Source organism: Ruegeria sp. HKCCA5763 (genome assembly GCF_013034545.1).
Classification (GTDB): Bacteria; Pseudomonadota; Alphaproteobacteria; order Rhodobacterales; family Rhodobacteraceae; genus Ruegeria.
In genome coordinates, this window is record NZ_WQGF01000013.1 from 1 (window position 1) to 15,318 (window position 15,318).

A 15,318-nucleotide genomic window follows, 5' to 3' on the forward strand; every position below is an offset into this window, starting at 1 on the left:
GCTCGTCAGGCTCATAACCTGAAGGTCAGAGGTTCAAATCCTCTCCCCGCAACCAAAATCCAAACAGCCCGGTCGATCTACAAAAAATCCACCGGATCAATTGCTTAACGATCAAACACCGTCAGCCTCGTAACCCGAAGCTCAGAGGTGCAAACCCTAATCACGTAAACAGCGTCAGAAACACAAAAAAACAACCCAAAATACTACTGGGCCAACACTTCAAGCCATGAACCGAGCCGCCGAAGCTCAGGACAACAGACGCAAATACGACTAGTCACATTCCCGAGACCAACACGAAGCTAGGTTGCTCAAACGGTCTGACGTTTCTTTTCCGGCCAGAACTCATCTACTACGACATAGGCTGCGATTACAAAGAACGCAGCGCTGGCGACCTGCAGAACGCGCGTAATGCTTTTGACATCTGCCTCGTCGGAGAATGGTGCAATTGATCCACCATACACAATCAACGCTGTTGTAATTGCAGACCCGGCTGCTGCGGCCAGAGGGAATTGGGACTTTCCAAGAGCACCAAGTGCCAAGCAAAAGAAAAAGCAAAGCAGAATTGATGTCAGAATGACTGGGGCTATGACGTTAATCTCATAACAAATGATTGATATTGCGGCTCCGAGCAGGTTTGACGTGAGCATCGCCTTTGCCACGGTTTTTCCTGCTGCAGGCATTGCTGCGAGTTGTTGGCTGAGAAGGGCCACAAAAAACAAAACCAGCAAAGCTGAGGCACCAGATACGAAGAATGCCAAAGCAAAGGGCACTGTTACAAGCGACATTCTGACAATTCGTCGATGAGGGTCAAAATCTGTCGATGCTGCGGCTTTGCTGCCCGATGCCGTTTGCGGGGTCGATGGTATCAGAACAAACATCAACGTTGAAACAAACCCTGCAAATAGCAGGTTCAACGGTATCCAGAACACAAGCACCAACGCCAAATCCTGGGATTGTAAAACAAGGTTTGGAATCATCAATGCGCCCATAAGAGCGATGACACCGGGCAGAACGCCTGCTCCGGAAACCGACCACATGAAGGACAGGATTATTCCGATGGCCACCAGTATGAGGAACACGAGAGGATAGGGTGCAAGCACAGACGACAGAAAGAAGGAAATGAACATCAATCCAATCGAAAAAATGAACAGTTTTCCGAAGGCTGCCAACGGTAGTGCTGCAGGTGCCTGAAGGAACAGGGCTGTGAAAACCGACCCGACCACGGCAAGTGGCCACCCCAGAAACAGGCCCAAGGCGAAGACGCCAGTCACACCCAGCGCCAGTCGCATAACCGAGTTTCGGTCCTCAATACGCATAGGACAGGATTGAAACCAGACGGATATAGGTCCGGCCGACCATGTTCAGCAGGGAATTGTCGCTGAGATACATGATCACATCGGCCTGTCCGTTGAGCTGGAAGCGAAGATCATCTTCAGCGTCTCCAGCCTCATATCCCGGCAGAACTATCCGTACGGGAAACCGTTCTGGTTCACGCAGAAAGCCCTTGGTGCTTGGTGGGCTGGCCAACTGACCCGGTTCATCCCCACCGCTGAGTGAGACGGCTGCGCTGAAGCTCTCAATCACGCCGGGAACAATCTTGCCGGGGTGCATGTCCAACACGACGTCAACCGGCGATCCCACCGAAGCGCGGCCGATGTTGTTCTCGGTAAAGTACGCCTCGATCCAGACGTCGGTTGCATCTAAAAACGTCAACAGGTCCTGACCGGATCGTGCATATGTACCAGGGGCGATCAGCAGATTGGATATGACACCTGTTGCTGGTGCGCGCAGTTCCGTCCATTCAAGGTTCAGTTCTGCGTCTGCCAAAGCGGCCAATGCGCGCTGAATTTTCGGGTTTTCGATACCGTCATCGCCCAGCCTTTGCTTGGCTTTTTCCAGATCAGCTTTGGCATTCTCAAAGTTTGCTTCAGACTCGGCCAGTTGCCCGCGTGCGTCATCAGCCTTTGAGACGGCGATCAACCCTTTCTTTTCAAGGGCAAACACACGTTCGGTTTGAATGCGCATCGTGTCGAGATCACTTTGCGCCCGCGCCAGTTTGGCCTGCGCGGCACTCACCTCTGCCGAAGATGCACCAACTTCCTGCGTGGCTGCTTCCAGATCAGCTTCTGCCTTGTTGCGATCGATTTCATACGGCCTGGGATCAATCCGAACCAGTATTTCCCCTGCCGAGACGACCTGACCGTTTGCAACAAGGACTTCGGTGACTGTTCCGGTGACCTGAGGAACGATCTGGGTCGCGACGGCCTTTACTCTGGCGTTTCCAGTAAATGGCGTCTTTCGGTCGGCGACGAGGTACCAGACGAGGAAGATCAGGATGATGCCCAGCGTGGTCCATATCGTCTTTCTCATTCTGCTTCTCCTGCCGCAGCACTCTCGGCTTCGGGCGAAGCATCAATCCAGACTTTGAACAGCTCGTAAAAGACAGCGAACAGAACCGGCCCCATGAAAATACCGATCAAGCCATAAGCCATCATGCCCCCAAGAACACCGATGAGGATCACCAGCATGGGTGTCTCGAGCCCTTTCGAGATGAACACGGGTCTTAGGAAGCTATCCATTATTGTGACGGGAACGGCCAGTATCGTGAAGATCAAGGCGGTGCCGCCGGACATCGAGCTCCATGCGTATATGATCACCGGCAGAAGAACCAAGCCGGGGCCAATCTGGATGATCGAAAGTATCAGGCAGACAAATGCCAGCGTCGCGGCCGAGTTGATCCCGAACAGCACAAGCAATATCCAGACGACGACCGCCTGAATGGCCGCCACGCCGATCACGCCTTTTGTTACGTTTCGAATCGTTGCTCCAGCCAGAGTGACGAATTCCCCGCCACGTGGTGCGAAAACACGGTTCGCAAAACGTTGCAAACCTTGAACCATAGTTGGTCCAGGGCTGAACAACGCCCCCATGATCAAAACGGACAGAGCAAGTCCCAACAGCCCAATTCCGATTCCCAGAACCTTACCGAAAAGGGACTTTGTGATCTCAAGGATCTGCGCGCCGTATTTCGCCAACGCTCCGTCCAAATTCCGCTCGAACATCCCCCAAACGTCGGCAATCTTGCCTCCAACCAGAGGTAGCTCTTTGATACCCTCTGGCGCAGGTGGAATTTTCAACTCACCTTTGTCAGCCTGTTCTGCAAACTCGGACCCAAGCTCTGCAGCGCCCGATACCGCCGTTGCCACCGGACCAAGGGTTAGTACAAGACCCAGCAACACCAGGATTGTTGCGGCAAGTTTCTTCCGCCCGCCCAGCTTGGACTGCAACCAATCGAAAACAGGATAAAGTGCGACGCACAGGATCGTGGCCCAGATGACCACGCTGGCAAGCGGCGCAACCATGACCAGCGCGCTATAGAGGAATAATCCGAGAAAGAGTAATCGTATTGCGAGGTCGACAATTTTGGCGTCCTGAGTCTTTTCCATTCCATCCCTCCGCTATCCGTTTTTTTGAATATTACATTCAAAAAAACACTATATGTGTATTTTTTTGACCTTTGGGGGTCACCTATCATTTTGAAGACACGTATGAATCCCGGTCAGAGCCTGTGTCGTCATGTTGACGCCTCGTCAGCACGAGGATTTGCTTAGCCGGGGACGATACGGCTATTTCTCTTTTTTCTCGTCGCTTTGAGACAAGATCGTGTCCGCGACCGTGGTTGCCGCAGTCACGAAGACGCCGAGGCCCACAATGATGTATACCATCGTGAATATCTTTCCCGCCGCAGTTTCAGGTGAAAAGTCACCAAAGCCTACGGTCGAAATCGTCACGACAGAAAAGTAGATGGAGTCAAGCCAACTCCATCCTTCGACAAAGCGGTAGAAGACCGAAGCCCACAAAATCATTCCGATTGTGAAGGCAAGTAAGCCTTTCACTCGACCGTCCTTGAAGGCGACACTTATCCCTCGTGTTATTCTGGTTAGTGAATTCAACGAGCCCTCACTGGTAAACAAATTCATATATACTATTAACAAAGAACTCGAAAATTTGAAGCATTTTGGCGGACGGTCGTGCACAGGGTTACAAGGTGTGTTCAAAGGACGGATGGGAAAACCCCTCAAGCGAAAGCATATTGGATATCTGAACCGGCAATTTAGCAGGGCTTAAACACTGACCCGCGACGCGTACCAAAGGCGGCTTTAAGTCGAATCCATGCAAACGGTTTGATGGTTGCTGACGTGCCAAGAATATTGCGTTCAAATTTGCGTCCCGCCGATGTTTGAAGACACAAATCCAACGGAGCAAACTTGGATAAATATAGACATATACGCAAATTAATTTGGTTTTTGCAGACTCAACCCTGAAACCCATGTTAGGAATAAAGTTGAAGTAAGGGGACTTCAGAGGGGCAACATGTCTCGGGACCTGAGCAAGTGGCTAAGCGCAATTGGATTATCTGACTACGCGCAGGCCTTCCTAGATAACAAGATCGATTTTTCCATACTGCCAGATTTGACGGCTGAAGATCTTATAGAAATTGGGGTAACTGCGGTCGGGGATCGTCGGCGGTTGCTGCGTGCTATAGAAAAACTCGACGTGACGGAAACGTCCGAGGCATCTGAATCCTCCGATCCAATTGAACCTGCACGGCGCCAAGTGACTGTGATGTTTGTTGACCTCACGGGGTTTACAGAAATGTCCAGTGGTTTGGATGCCGAGGATCTGCACGCGCTGCTCAACCAGTTCTTTGGCAAAGTTGACAGCGTGGTTGAGAAATTCGGCGGGCGCATAGACAAGCATATCGGCGATGCTGTCATGGCGGTTTTCGGTGCACCTATCTCACATACCAACGATACAGAACGGGCGGCCAGAGCAGCGGCCGAGATACATGCGGTATTGCCAACACTGACGCCACCATTGTCTTGTCATATCGGTATCGCTTCGGGTCAGGTCATTGCCAGTACAACAGGCAGCTTGGCGCATACGGAATATACCGTCACCGGAGACGGGGTGAATCTGGCCTCGCGCTTGACCGATATTTCAAAGGGCGGTGAAACATTGGTTTCACATGACATTCAACGCGCTCTGGGTCCGCTTTTCGTGGGCGAGTCTATTGGTGTGCAGGCGATAAAAGGCCTGAATGACCCTGTCGAAGTCTGGCGCTTGGACCGTTTGGCCCGGAACATTCGGACAAGACGACATAAGTTCATCGGGCGCGACCGCGAGATGTCGTTGTTTTCGGCGACATTTGACCGATGCAAGCGACACGGAGAAGGCGAGGTTCATGTGGTGCTGGGTGAGCCTGGGATCGGCAAGACGCATTTGTCCGAACAGGTGGCCGAGTTGGCCAAGAGCCTGTCCTATTCAACCCACAATGGCGTGGTTATGGATTTCGGAGCGCGCGAGGGGCACTCGGCTATTCAGACCGTGGCCCGCAGTGTTTTGGGCCTTGATCCGTCGGATGGCGCGGAAACAGGTACGGCCCTGGCCAAAGACGCGATCGCCAAAGGCTGGGTCAGCCCTTCGAACGCCGCGCATCTCAACGCACTGCTTGAACTTGAGCAGGATCCCGGTTTGGCTGAGGTCTATGCCGTAATGGATAACAAGACCCGGTTGCGTGGGCGCAGGCAGGTCATTGATGAGTTGCTGCTTGCCCGCAGTCAGGACGCGCCTTTGCTGATCCAGATCGAAGATATCCATTGGGCGTCACCCGACATTCTTGCAGCCTGCGCACATATCGCCGCAGCAACGCGGCAAATCCCCTGCGTCTTGATGATGACCAGCCGGGTCGAAGGAGACCCGATCGACCGAGACTGGCAAACAGCCACGGATGGCGCGCTTGTCTCCAAGTTGGAATTGGCACCGATGGGGGAAGATCAGGCACGGCAATTGGTCGAGGAGTTTACGGCCATCGACCCCGAGCTTTTGGAAACTTGTGTCAAACGTGCGGGTGGCAACCCGCTTTTTCTGGAACAGTTGCTGCGCAACATTGACATTCTCAAGCAGGAAACCGTGCCTGGAAGCATTCAAGGCATCGTCCAGTCGCGTTTGGATGCGCTGGACCGCGCCAGCCGCACCGCCATTCAGGCGGCGTCAGTGCTGGGGCAGAGGTTCTCACCCGAGGTTCTGAATTACATTCTCGGGGAAGGGCATCTGGACACCACCAATCTGATCCGTTCGGCCCTGATCCGAGAGGCCGGGGCTGATCTGATGTTTGCCCACGCGCTGATCCGGGATGGATCATATGCTACGTTGGTCAAATCCGAGCGCGCGCGCCTGCATCGCCAGGCGGCCAAATGGTTCGAAGATCGTGATGCAACCCTGCGCGCGCAGCATCTGGACCGGGCGGGTGCCAACAATGCGGCGCAAGCCTATCTTGAAGCTGCCGACAAGCTGATCCACGCGTTCCGGTTCGACGACGCCAGCCCGTTGATCGAACGTGCTTTGGAACTGCCGTCGCCCGCAGGCGTCCGGTTTGACCTGCTGTGTGCACGGGGTGAGACGCACCGGCTGCAGGGTTTGTCCAACGAAGCCTTGCAGGAATTTCGAGACGCAGCGCGACTTGCAGAGACAGATGAGCAAATCAGCCGGGCGCATATTGGTCTTGCACAGGCTGCGCGACAGGCCAGCTTGTATCAGGACGCGCTTGAGGCGCTGGATACGGCTGAAGCTGCGGCCGAGCGTGCTGGCTCCGAACGGGACGTGGCCCAGATCAACTATGTGCGCGGCAACGTGTATTTCCCCTTGGGCCGAGACAAGGAAGCGTTGAGCGCCAATGAACGAGCGCTTACTTTGGCCCGCAAACTGGACTCCGTGCGCCTTGAAGTGGGGGCGCTCAGCGGGTTTGGTGATGCCAACTTCATGAAGGCCACAATGAGGACAGCGACTGGGTTCTACACGCAGGCGGTTGATCGGGCGCGCGAAAAGGGTCTGGTTCGGGACCTGGCGGCCAATCTGCACAACCTGAGCGTTGCGCGCAGTTACATGGGGGATGTCGAACAAGGGCGCGCAGACGCAAACGAAGCCATCGAAGTTTCGCAGAAGTATTTTGCTTTTGTGCCCGAATGTGTGGCTCAGACCTGCCTGGGTGTGGCCGATACCTTTTTGGGCGATCTTGATCAGGCGCTTGAGGCATTCCGGGTTTCGGCCGAGATCGCCGAGCGTGTGGGGGCTAAGCGGCTAGAGGCGCAGGCGTTGGAACATCTCGCCCGCACCCAGGTTTATGCCGGGCAAATGGATCAGGCTTTGGAAACGGGCCGCCGTGCGGTTGAGATTGCATTGGAACATGGTCGGAATTTTGTGGGGCCCAAGGCCTTGTCGGCTCTGGCGATGGCCGAAACTGACCCGGACGAGCAAATACACCTGTTGAATTTGGGGGCCGAAATCATTGCGGAAGGATGTGTCGGTCATAGCCATCTGCACTTCTACCCCGATGCCAGCGCAGTCATGTTGGCGCGAGGTGATTGGCAAGCTGCAAATGACTATGCGGATGGGCTGGCGGCCTTTACGGCCGGGGAACCTTTGCCACTGGTTAATTTGTCCATCCGCCAGACGCGCTTTCTGGCGGAATGCGGGCAAAAGGGTATCGTGCCAAGCGAACATGAGAGATTTACCACCCTTCAAGCCGAGTTTGCCGAGATGGGAATTACTCAATCCCTGCTGGGGCGCGCTGATTTTCTGACGGAACAGGCAGGGGGCTGAATGAGCGTCGAGAAGAAGGTTTGGCTTATCTCTGGCCTGCTGACCCTAGGGTTGGCAGGTCTTTTGCTGAAACTATGGATCGAACTGAACCATTTCGAAGGTGATCCGACGCAGTTGCCAGATCAGGCCGCCGTAGACTCATATCTGGGTAAGCTGGATGTTGTTCCAGACTACTACGTGCGGACAGGGATATTCATAAAGTCATTCAACTTTATGGGGGCCAGTGATGTTCAGGTCACGGGCTATATCTGGCAGCACTACAAGACGGGCGAGCATGATAAGATTATCCCGGCAGAGGGCGAGGTCGGATTTCTTCTGCCCGAGGCGGTGGACACCGCAAGCGGCCTGATTGCCGAGGCGTATCGACTGCCGCAGCCTGACGGTGTTCTGATTGGGTGGTATTTCGAACAAACCCTGCGCCAGAGCTTTGATTACACAAGCTACCCCTTTGATCACAAAACGGTCTGGGTGCGGTTCTGGCCGGCATCGTTTCACGACGCCGTCGCTTTGGTTCCTGATTTCGAGGCATATCCAGCGACCGGACCGGACGATATTTTTGGAATCGACAATCAGATCGTGATGGGTACCTGGGAACGGGAAAACACTTATTTCGACTACAAGCTGTCAAATTTGGATACAACGCTGGGCATCGGACAGAATGCGTATCAAACTAACGCGCCCGAGTTGCACTATAATTTCGTCATCAAACGCAATTTTGGCAATGCGTTTATCGTTCATATGGTCCCTTTGCTCGTTGTGATGATGTTGCTGTTCGGTGCGGTCATGACAGTCACCCGCCGCGAGGGCTTGGCCGAGAGGCATGATTTCAGCACGTCCAGCGTGATCGGCACCTGTTCGGTTCTGTTCTTTGTGATCCTGCTGGCGCACGTGCAGCTGCGCGAAGGCTTTGCCGGCTCGCCCGTAATCTACATGGAGTCGTTCTTTTTTCTGATGTATTTCATGCTGCTGGCAGTCTCGATCAACACCTATCTATTCGCCTCCGAGGCGGTGCCGTCGCTGCGGATCATCCACTACCGGGACAACCTTATTCCCAAGGCAAGTTTCTGGCCATTTGTGCTGCTGTGCATGGTGACGATCACGGCTTATAACATTAGCCTGAAGGAAAGCCATGAATCGCCGCCGATCATCACACAAGACGGTTAAGCTACAGGTTCAAACCCCGGTTTTGGCTCGCCCTGCGCCATGTCCAGCGTGTAATCGCTGACCATCTCTGAAGTACCATCGCGCAAGTTCTTCAGGTATTTCTGTGGGTCTGCGATCACATAGGCGTATGCGGGCTTCATCACGCCGTTCACAACCACATTGATCTTCTTGCGGATATACACGTTTTCAGATGAGTTTGGGCCGTGGTAACCTTCCAGCTTATCCAGCTCGTGCAAGCCGGATTCCGTCACGCGATAGACCTCACCACTGACCTGTTTGCCCATACCTTGTTGATCCACAAGCGTGGCCATACGGTGCAGGTATCCGCAGTTCGGATTGTCACAGAATGGCTCGTTCGGGACGATCAGCGGCATGGGTTGCCGGGTGCGGGCCGGACCCACGAAGTCGTTTAGAACTTTGCTGTGCGCGGCGTGGTTCGGGAATCCCTGTTTCAGCGAACCGTAGGTGAAATAAAGATATGTTGGCTCTTGCACGGCCACAAAGCTCTCGTCGCGCCCCTGTTCTGGTTCAGCGATCTTCACGTCATGATCGCGTGCCCAGGCGTCCAGCATGGCTTGGATTTCGGGTTCGATTGTCATGCCCTGGACAAACTCGATGCATGATGTTGCATCCATGCCCTTTGCCCCCAGCAGGATTTCCACCATCCTGGGCGCTTTGTTCATCACCGCCACGTGCAAGGCCGTAAACCCGTGGTCATTGACGATGTTGACGTCGATCTCGCGGTCGATCAGATTCTGCGCAGCCTCGTAATCCGGCTTGCCCAGATTGTGACCGCTTTCGTTCAACTCACCTTCACCACCGGCTGCATAATGTAGCAATGAATCACCATGGGCCTCGTCCACGATGTTGATGCCGACAATATCTTCGTCGATGGCGCGGAACACCCGCTTCCATTCGTTGATGTCATCGGCGGCGGCAGCTTCGCGCGCCCATTTGCAAACACGGTATTTTTGATCGTCCAACTCCTCGAAGGCGTCGGCCAAAGCCTCCATGATCTGGTCCGGAGTTGCCATCATTCCGATACCCATCCGCCCGTTTGACAGGCGACCCTCGCGCGGCCCGATGAAATCAACGCCCAGCGTCTTCAGCTTTTCGACATTGTTCTGCGTAGTGATGTTGTTCCACATATTCGTATTGCAAGCGGGGCAAAGGATCACCGGTTTCTTCTGGTACTGCCACGCCACAAAGACTGAGGTCAGAAGGTTGTCAGCAATACCGTTGGCCACCTTGCCCATCGTGTTGCAGGTGATGGGAGCCACGATGACGCAATCGGCCCAGTCGCACAGCGCCAGATGCGAAGCCCGCACTGGCATGTCGAATTTCATATAGCGGAAATTCCACTCATCATCGTCGCGGTAATAGTCATTGTGGGTAATTTTGGCGTCGATCCTCTCCGCCCCGAAATCGCGGAAGAACTTTTCGGCTGAGACTGAGGGGATAAGTTTCACATTGTGCCCGGCATCGACGATGCGCTCGACAAGTTCAGGGATTTTGTCTGCTGCAGACGAGCCGCAAGCACACAACAATACGTTGCGCTTGCCCGCGTTGACCTGATTCATCACCCCTTTGGGATAGCCGAACGGGTTCTTTTCCAGGCTTGGGGTTTCGTTCAGTTCGGAAACAGGCAGCCCTTCCTGGCGCATCCTGGCCTGCAATTCACCGGCCCGGATCATGTCCACGATGTCTTCCAGCTCTTCGCTTTTACTGATGCATTCGCCCTGGAAAAACAAATACGGCACGTCCGGTCGTTCACCAAGCGTTACCAATTGCCGCCGCATCCTGATCATATTGGGATCGCGTCCGCCTACGTCGATCTGCTTGACGGTTGTCGCGCCGATATTCGACAGAATGCTACGCAGCATATAGGACCAGGGGTCTTCATCCTCATAAAACAGAACCATCGTGTTGTGCTTGAGAATACTGACAACATCGCTCGGGTCCTCGGGCGGGTCGATTTCTTCGATCATCACCAATGCGGGGTCTTCCAGATCGCGCAACCCGCGGAAAATATTGCCGCGTGGCGCTTGCCAGACCTGAGAGGTCGCGGGGCTCATGTCGACAATGGTGACAACATCTGTGTCTTCGTCATAGGCGATGCAAAGACACCAGAACTCTTCCAGCAGGGCAGTTTCCCGATAGACGTTTTCCGGTGGGCGGATTGCTTCAATCCCGGTGACGCGGTTGAAGTCGATATTGATCATCAGGTGACGATCTTTGTTCGTATTCAGGCTCTTTAGCTGTTCCTTGAACCAATCCTGCGGGGTTTGGATCGATCTGTCCTTGCGGGTTGCAAAGCTTTGGAACGTACTGCCCAAATGCACGTTTTCAGACTGGCTGAGGTATTTTTCCGCCATCTCGTGCATGTCTTTGGCGGTGGCGACCCGGCTGACAGCTTCTGTGAACGACGCCTCGGTGGCCCGCAAAAGCTCATCCTCGTCCACGCGGTTGTCGCCGTGAATGGCCAAACTTTCCGCCAACACACCGAGTGAGTTCATATTGGGTGTGGCCCGACGGAACAGGTTGCGGCGCTTCTTTGGGTCTTTTGCCAAATAGAGCGTACTGTCGACATAGTTGCACCGCTGTTTGAACGTTTTCAGATGGGTTTTGACCGCGGCACGCGCCGAGAACCGCAGTATGCCACGAGACCGCATCGAGGTTCCGTCACGGTCCGACATGGCCTTCCACAGCCGTTCGATCGTAGTGACCCAAAGCTTGCCGTATTTTTCTGGATGCACATCCATCATGTGGATCAGCCCGGTGCTTGGGTTGCACTTGGCAATGACGGCAAAATGTCCGCCCGGCATGTTTTCTTTGCCATGGGCGACGCCGACTTGAAAATTCGCCACCAGAATATCGTTTTCTCCGCCCAACTGATTGGACTCGTCGATTGCCTCAAGCAGCAGCGGCACGCTTGTTGTGTCTTCGTCCATGAAATAGGCCTGAACCTGAACCCGGTCCCTAAGCCCTTGCGAATGAATATAGGTGCAGGCGACGTCAAACAGTTCACCCAACGAGATGCCGTCATTCACCACAAAGGATGACGGCAGCGCGCATTCGCGGAATATGTCATTCACCTCGCAGCTGAAACCCAGAGCCGACATGCTGAGCGCGGCAGCCGTCACGCTGCAACAATTGATCGGCTGCTGGAAATTCTCCAACTGTACACTGACAAGGTCGCCGAACATTGTAGCGAAACAGCGTTTTCTGATGTCTTTGGGTATATTCCGCCAGCTCTCGCTGGACAGGTATGCCAACCGGGTTCCGTCCAGCGCAAGCGCTTCGAGGCTGACAGGGATATCCGAGATCTGAAGATGTTCTTCGTAGAAATAATCACCCACATCTGCGCTGGCCAGAGGGTGGCCGTTTTGCCGCAATTGAACGACACCACGCAACACAACATACATGCCGTTCGCGGGCAGGACCGTGTTTCCGGTTACCTCGATACACTCGAAATGAGGGTTGATAACAGCAGGCTCGGCCACTTCGGCCTCGCCGGGCAGCACTTTGTAAATCTGGCTCCAGTCTGCGTCATTTGGGATGTATGATCTGGCATTGGCAATTTGGTCTGTGGTCAAAACTATGTCCCCCCGGAGCTGCGTTTCAAATTTTGAATTTCGACCAGCAGAATGTTTGTTTGTTGTTCGGGTGGGAACTTATCTTCGCGCAACAAAGACCACCCGGGTCGGAGCTTTTTCTCTGATCGAGGCTGATCTGTTGATTTAAAAAGTATGAACAAATCGGCCCAATTGGCCGAACAATATCCGATTTTTAGACAAAAATCACGAATACTATGAGTTTGATTTCAATGGCGTTGATGCTTGGGTCGGCTGCGGTCTGAATCAGTGCACGGCGCGTACCCTGCCAGAGCCATTTTTCGTTTGTCGCGCAGAGTTTCTGCCTAATCGAGGAAGAGGTAATCTAGGCGCATCACGGCGCTGGCCTTTTCCTGATTCACGCCAAGGAACCTTGAGATGACGGCTTCGTTTTCACTGCGGTCGGCCGTTTCCCGCAGACGCAAACAATTCTCAATCCGCGCCGCTCGGATCTGTTGCGATTCATAACTCAGATCGTTTCGCAGCGTCGGCACTAGGCGCGCTACGTTTTCCCTCGGGCTGTTTTCACCCGCCAGCCCGACGCGGCGGGCATGTCCGATAAGATAGTCGTCGGAATACTCGCATTCGACTTCAAGCACATGGGTTTTGGCCTGATCCCCGCAGAAATCTTCAAGCACATCCAAATTGGCTGGGTCGAGGCACAGAACCAATTGATCCGACCGGAAACTGTCAAACAGCATGCGTACAACCGCCCGCCTATGGCGTGACCGCTTGGTAAGGCTCGCTTCTATCCCACCCAAGTCGGGCAGGTAGGTGTCCTCTTCGTTAAACAGGTACTCAACACAGGGGATATCCGTCTCAGACGCGATCTGACTGACCAGCCGTTTGGCAACATGCCATTTCTTGCACACGATCACGAAAAGCTCGCGTTCAGGGCCCAAGGCCCGACCGGATTCCCAGAAGCGTTGCCCAAAGCGGCGACCGATCCGCCCGCGTCCGGTCAGAAATGCGTAAAGGTTAGGCCCTTCATTCGAGACCGGAAAATCAATGCCCTCGCTGGCATAAAGCGACCCCAGGCGATCTTTAAGCTCGTGCGCTTCGGGGCTGATCTTACGAGCAAACAGGTAATCCTGCCCCAAAAGCATGTCATAGTGGTCGTTGTAGAATGTGACCGGCATTCCATAGTCAGAAAACATAAGGAAAGTCGGTGTGCGGTTTTCGATCTCACCCTTCGGAATCAGGTGGCGTACCAGCGTCTGAAAGAAGGTCTCGTCCGGGATCCATGTGGTTGAGAAAAACCGGATCACATCTCGTCGCTGGCGCAAGAAGTCCAGGATCATCTCAACCGTGCGGCGGCGCAAGCACCACCACTGGCTGCCGATCATGATTTGCAGATCTTCGGGAATTTCCCGCGTCAGACCAAACCGCTTCTGCATCTCATAGGCGGTGTAAAACAGTTTGGGCTGAGTGCGTTCGTTGAAATGATGGCGATAGATCAGCCGGTCTTCTTTCATGCCGGTCTTGATCCAGTTGCTTTCAAAGAAATCGTGGCTTTCGATGAAATCCTTATCGCGATCGTCCAGAAAACGGTGGGTGTATTCGGCAGTTTTTATGGCCATGCAATCGCCAGAAAGTATGTAGAAATGCGTGGCGCGCGGAAATGCCTCGACCGCGGCCTTCACGGCGTTCAGCGTGGCGTGCACCAGCGACCATTCTCCCCAGCCGCATTTGATGCGCTTGGCGGCAAAGGCCACGTTGGGATTTTCGCGCAGCGCGGTTCGGATCCGGTCATAGGCGTCAGAGCTTGCACGCGCATCGAAGTGGATCGCCATGCAATCGCCCGCTGCAGTTAGCTGTTCGGCCTGTGCGATGATCGCCTCGGGGTCCTTATGGCACAGCAATATGTAGGCAATCTTTGCCATTGGTATCAGGTAATTTCCATTTCTGCCCGGTTTCAACCGTGATACTGAGGATGCGCGATTGAATAAACAGAATAATTTTGGTTCTTTAAGACCAAACGCTGGCGTATCGGATCGAGTTCTGACCAGCGAAGGAGGCACAGCAGATGGGGTTTCCCGGTACCTGGATGACCGAGAGTGAAAGCATGGTGTACCGTGTGGTGCCCAAATGTGCGTGCTCGACCATTGGCCAGATCATGTATTACTCGGATCACGGTCAGTTTTTTGATGGCGACATCCACGATGCAAAGGACGGAATGCACAAATGGGCTTTTGACCAGAGTCAGGGCCTGATTACCAATAATGTGCGCAGCCACGCCTCGTACTCTTTCACCTGTGTGCGCAACCCTTACACCCGCATACTTAGCTCGTTCTTTGACAAGATCTGCGGCATCCAGCGAAACGGCAAGCGATACCGGGGCAATCTGGTGCCGACGCTGATCTACAACTACGGGATCGAAGTGGGTGGCGATGACGGAAAGGGCGAATTCGATCAGATTGCCAGCTTCCGCCGGTTCCTGCTGTTTGCCCGTGATACGATCCGCTGGCGGCGTCCGATGGACCCGGACATTCACTGGTCAGCCATGTCAGGTCATGTATCGACCTTCATTGTGAATGGCGGGCGTTACGACCAGATTTTCTGGACCGAGGCCTTCAACGACGGAATGCAGGGTGTTCTGGATCATGTCGAATTGAAGCACCCAGTCGCATTGGCCGATATTCCGCGGTTCAACGAATCCGAAGGCCACGGCCCCAAACGCGCGCATCCGGTCGAGGATTACTTCGACGATCTGTCGATGCATCTGGTCTATGAAATCTACAAACAGGATTTTGAGCTGTTCAAATACGATTTCGAAAACCCGGCCAACAAGATGCCGATCGGCGAAATCGATCTGGATGAAATTCACGCCAAACTGGGCGATTGAGGGCAGGGCCTCCGCCTATCCTCACTGTTTCCT

Annotated in this window: 9 protein-coding genes; 3 read left to right on the forward strand and 6 right to left on the reverse strand. The window is 54.1% G+C overall.

Features of this window, described 5'->3' with window-relative positions; all coding sequences use genetic code 11:
* Window positions 1–308 precede the first annotated feature (308 nt).
* The 4 genes from GOV89_RS18925 to GOV89_RS18940 form a co-directional block, all read right to left on the reverse strand.
* On the reverse strand, window positions 309–1,289 hold the full coding sequence (locus GOV89_RS18925; protein ID WP_171238822.1) for a DUF2955 domain-containing protein: 981 nt from the start codon (window positions 1,287–1,289) through the stop codon (window positions 309–311).
* Between the two features lie 16 nt (window positions 1,290–1,305).
* Window positions 1,306–2,370, reverse strand: a complete 1,065-nt coding sequence (locus GOV89_RS18930; protein ID WP_171180988.1) for an HlyD family secretion protein — start codon at window positions 2,368–2,370, stop codon at window positions 1,306–1,308.
* Window positions 2,367–3,446 (reverse strand): AI-2E family transporter, encoded by a 1,080-nt coding sequence (locus tag GOV89_RS18935; protein ID WP_171180990.1) that lies wholly within the window; start codon window positions 3,444–3,446, stop codon window positions 2,367–2,369. The genes GOV89_RS18930 and GOV89_RS18935 overlap by 4 nt, the downstream gene beginning before the upstream one ends.
* Window positions 3,447–3,626: 180 nt before the next feature.
* The gene (locus tag GOV89_RS18940; RefSeq protein ID WP_348540126.1) at window positions 3,627–3,896 is read right to left on the reverse strand and encodes a potassium channel family protein; all 270 of its coding nucleotides are present in this window, start codon (window positions 3,894–3,896) and stop codon (window positions 3,627–3,629) included.
* A gap of 478 nt (window positions 3,897–4,374) precedes the next feature.
* On the opposite strand from GOV89_RS18940, the gene GOV89_RS18945 reads away from it, so the two are divergent.
* Both GOV89_RS18945 and GOV89_RS18950 read left to right on the forward strand, forming a co-directional pair.
* Entirely contained in the window at window positions 4,375–7,662 is a 3,288-nt protein-coding gene (locus GOV89_RS18945; RefSeq protein WP_171238823.1) for an adenylate/guanylate cyclase domain-containing protein, read from the forward strand.
* Window positions 7,663–8,826: a hypothetical protein gene (locus tag GOV89_RS18950; RefSeq protein ID WP_171238824.1), complete on the forward strand. Its 1,164-nt coding sequence runs from the start codon at window positions 7,663–7,665 to the stop codon at window positions 8,824–8,826.
* Here the strand turns inward: GOV89_RS18950 and GOV89_RS18955 are convergent.
* Window positions 8,823–12,422 carry a flavoprotein gene (locus GOV89_RS18955; protein ID WP_171181002.1) on the reverse strand — a complete coding sequence of 1,200 codons (3,600 nt, stop codon included), beginning with the start codon at window positions 12,420–12,422 and terminating at the stop codon, window positions 8,823–8,825. The genes GOV89_RS18950 and GOV89_RS18955 overlap by 4 nt on opposite strands.
* A gap of 323 nt (window positions 12,423–12,745) precedes the next feature.
* Window positions 12,746–14,323 (reverse strand): DUF5928 domain-containing protein, encoded by a 1,578-nt coding sequence (locus GOV89_RS18960; RefSeq protein ID WP_171238825.1) that lies wholly within the window; start codon window positions 14,321–14,323, stop codon window positions 12,746–12,748.
* A 143-nt stretch (window positions 14,324–14,466) separates the two neighbouring features.
* Here GOV89_RS18960 and GOV89_RS18965 point away from each other — a divergent pair, with 143 nt between their 5' ends.
* Window positions 14,467–15,285: a sulfotransferase family protein gene (locus GOV89_RS18965; protein ID WP_171181004.1), complete on the forward strand. Its 819-nt coding sequence runs from the start codon at window positions 14,467–14,469 to the stop codon at window positions 15,283–15,285.
* Window positions 15,286–15,318 lie beyond the last annotated feature (33 nt).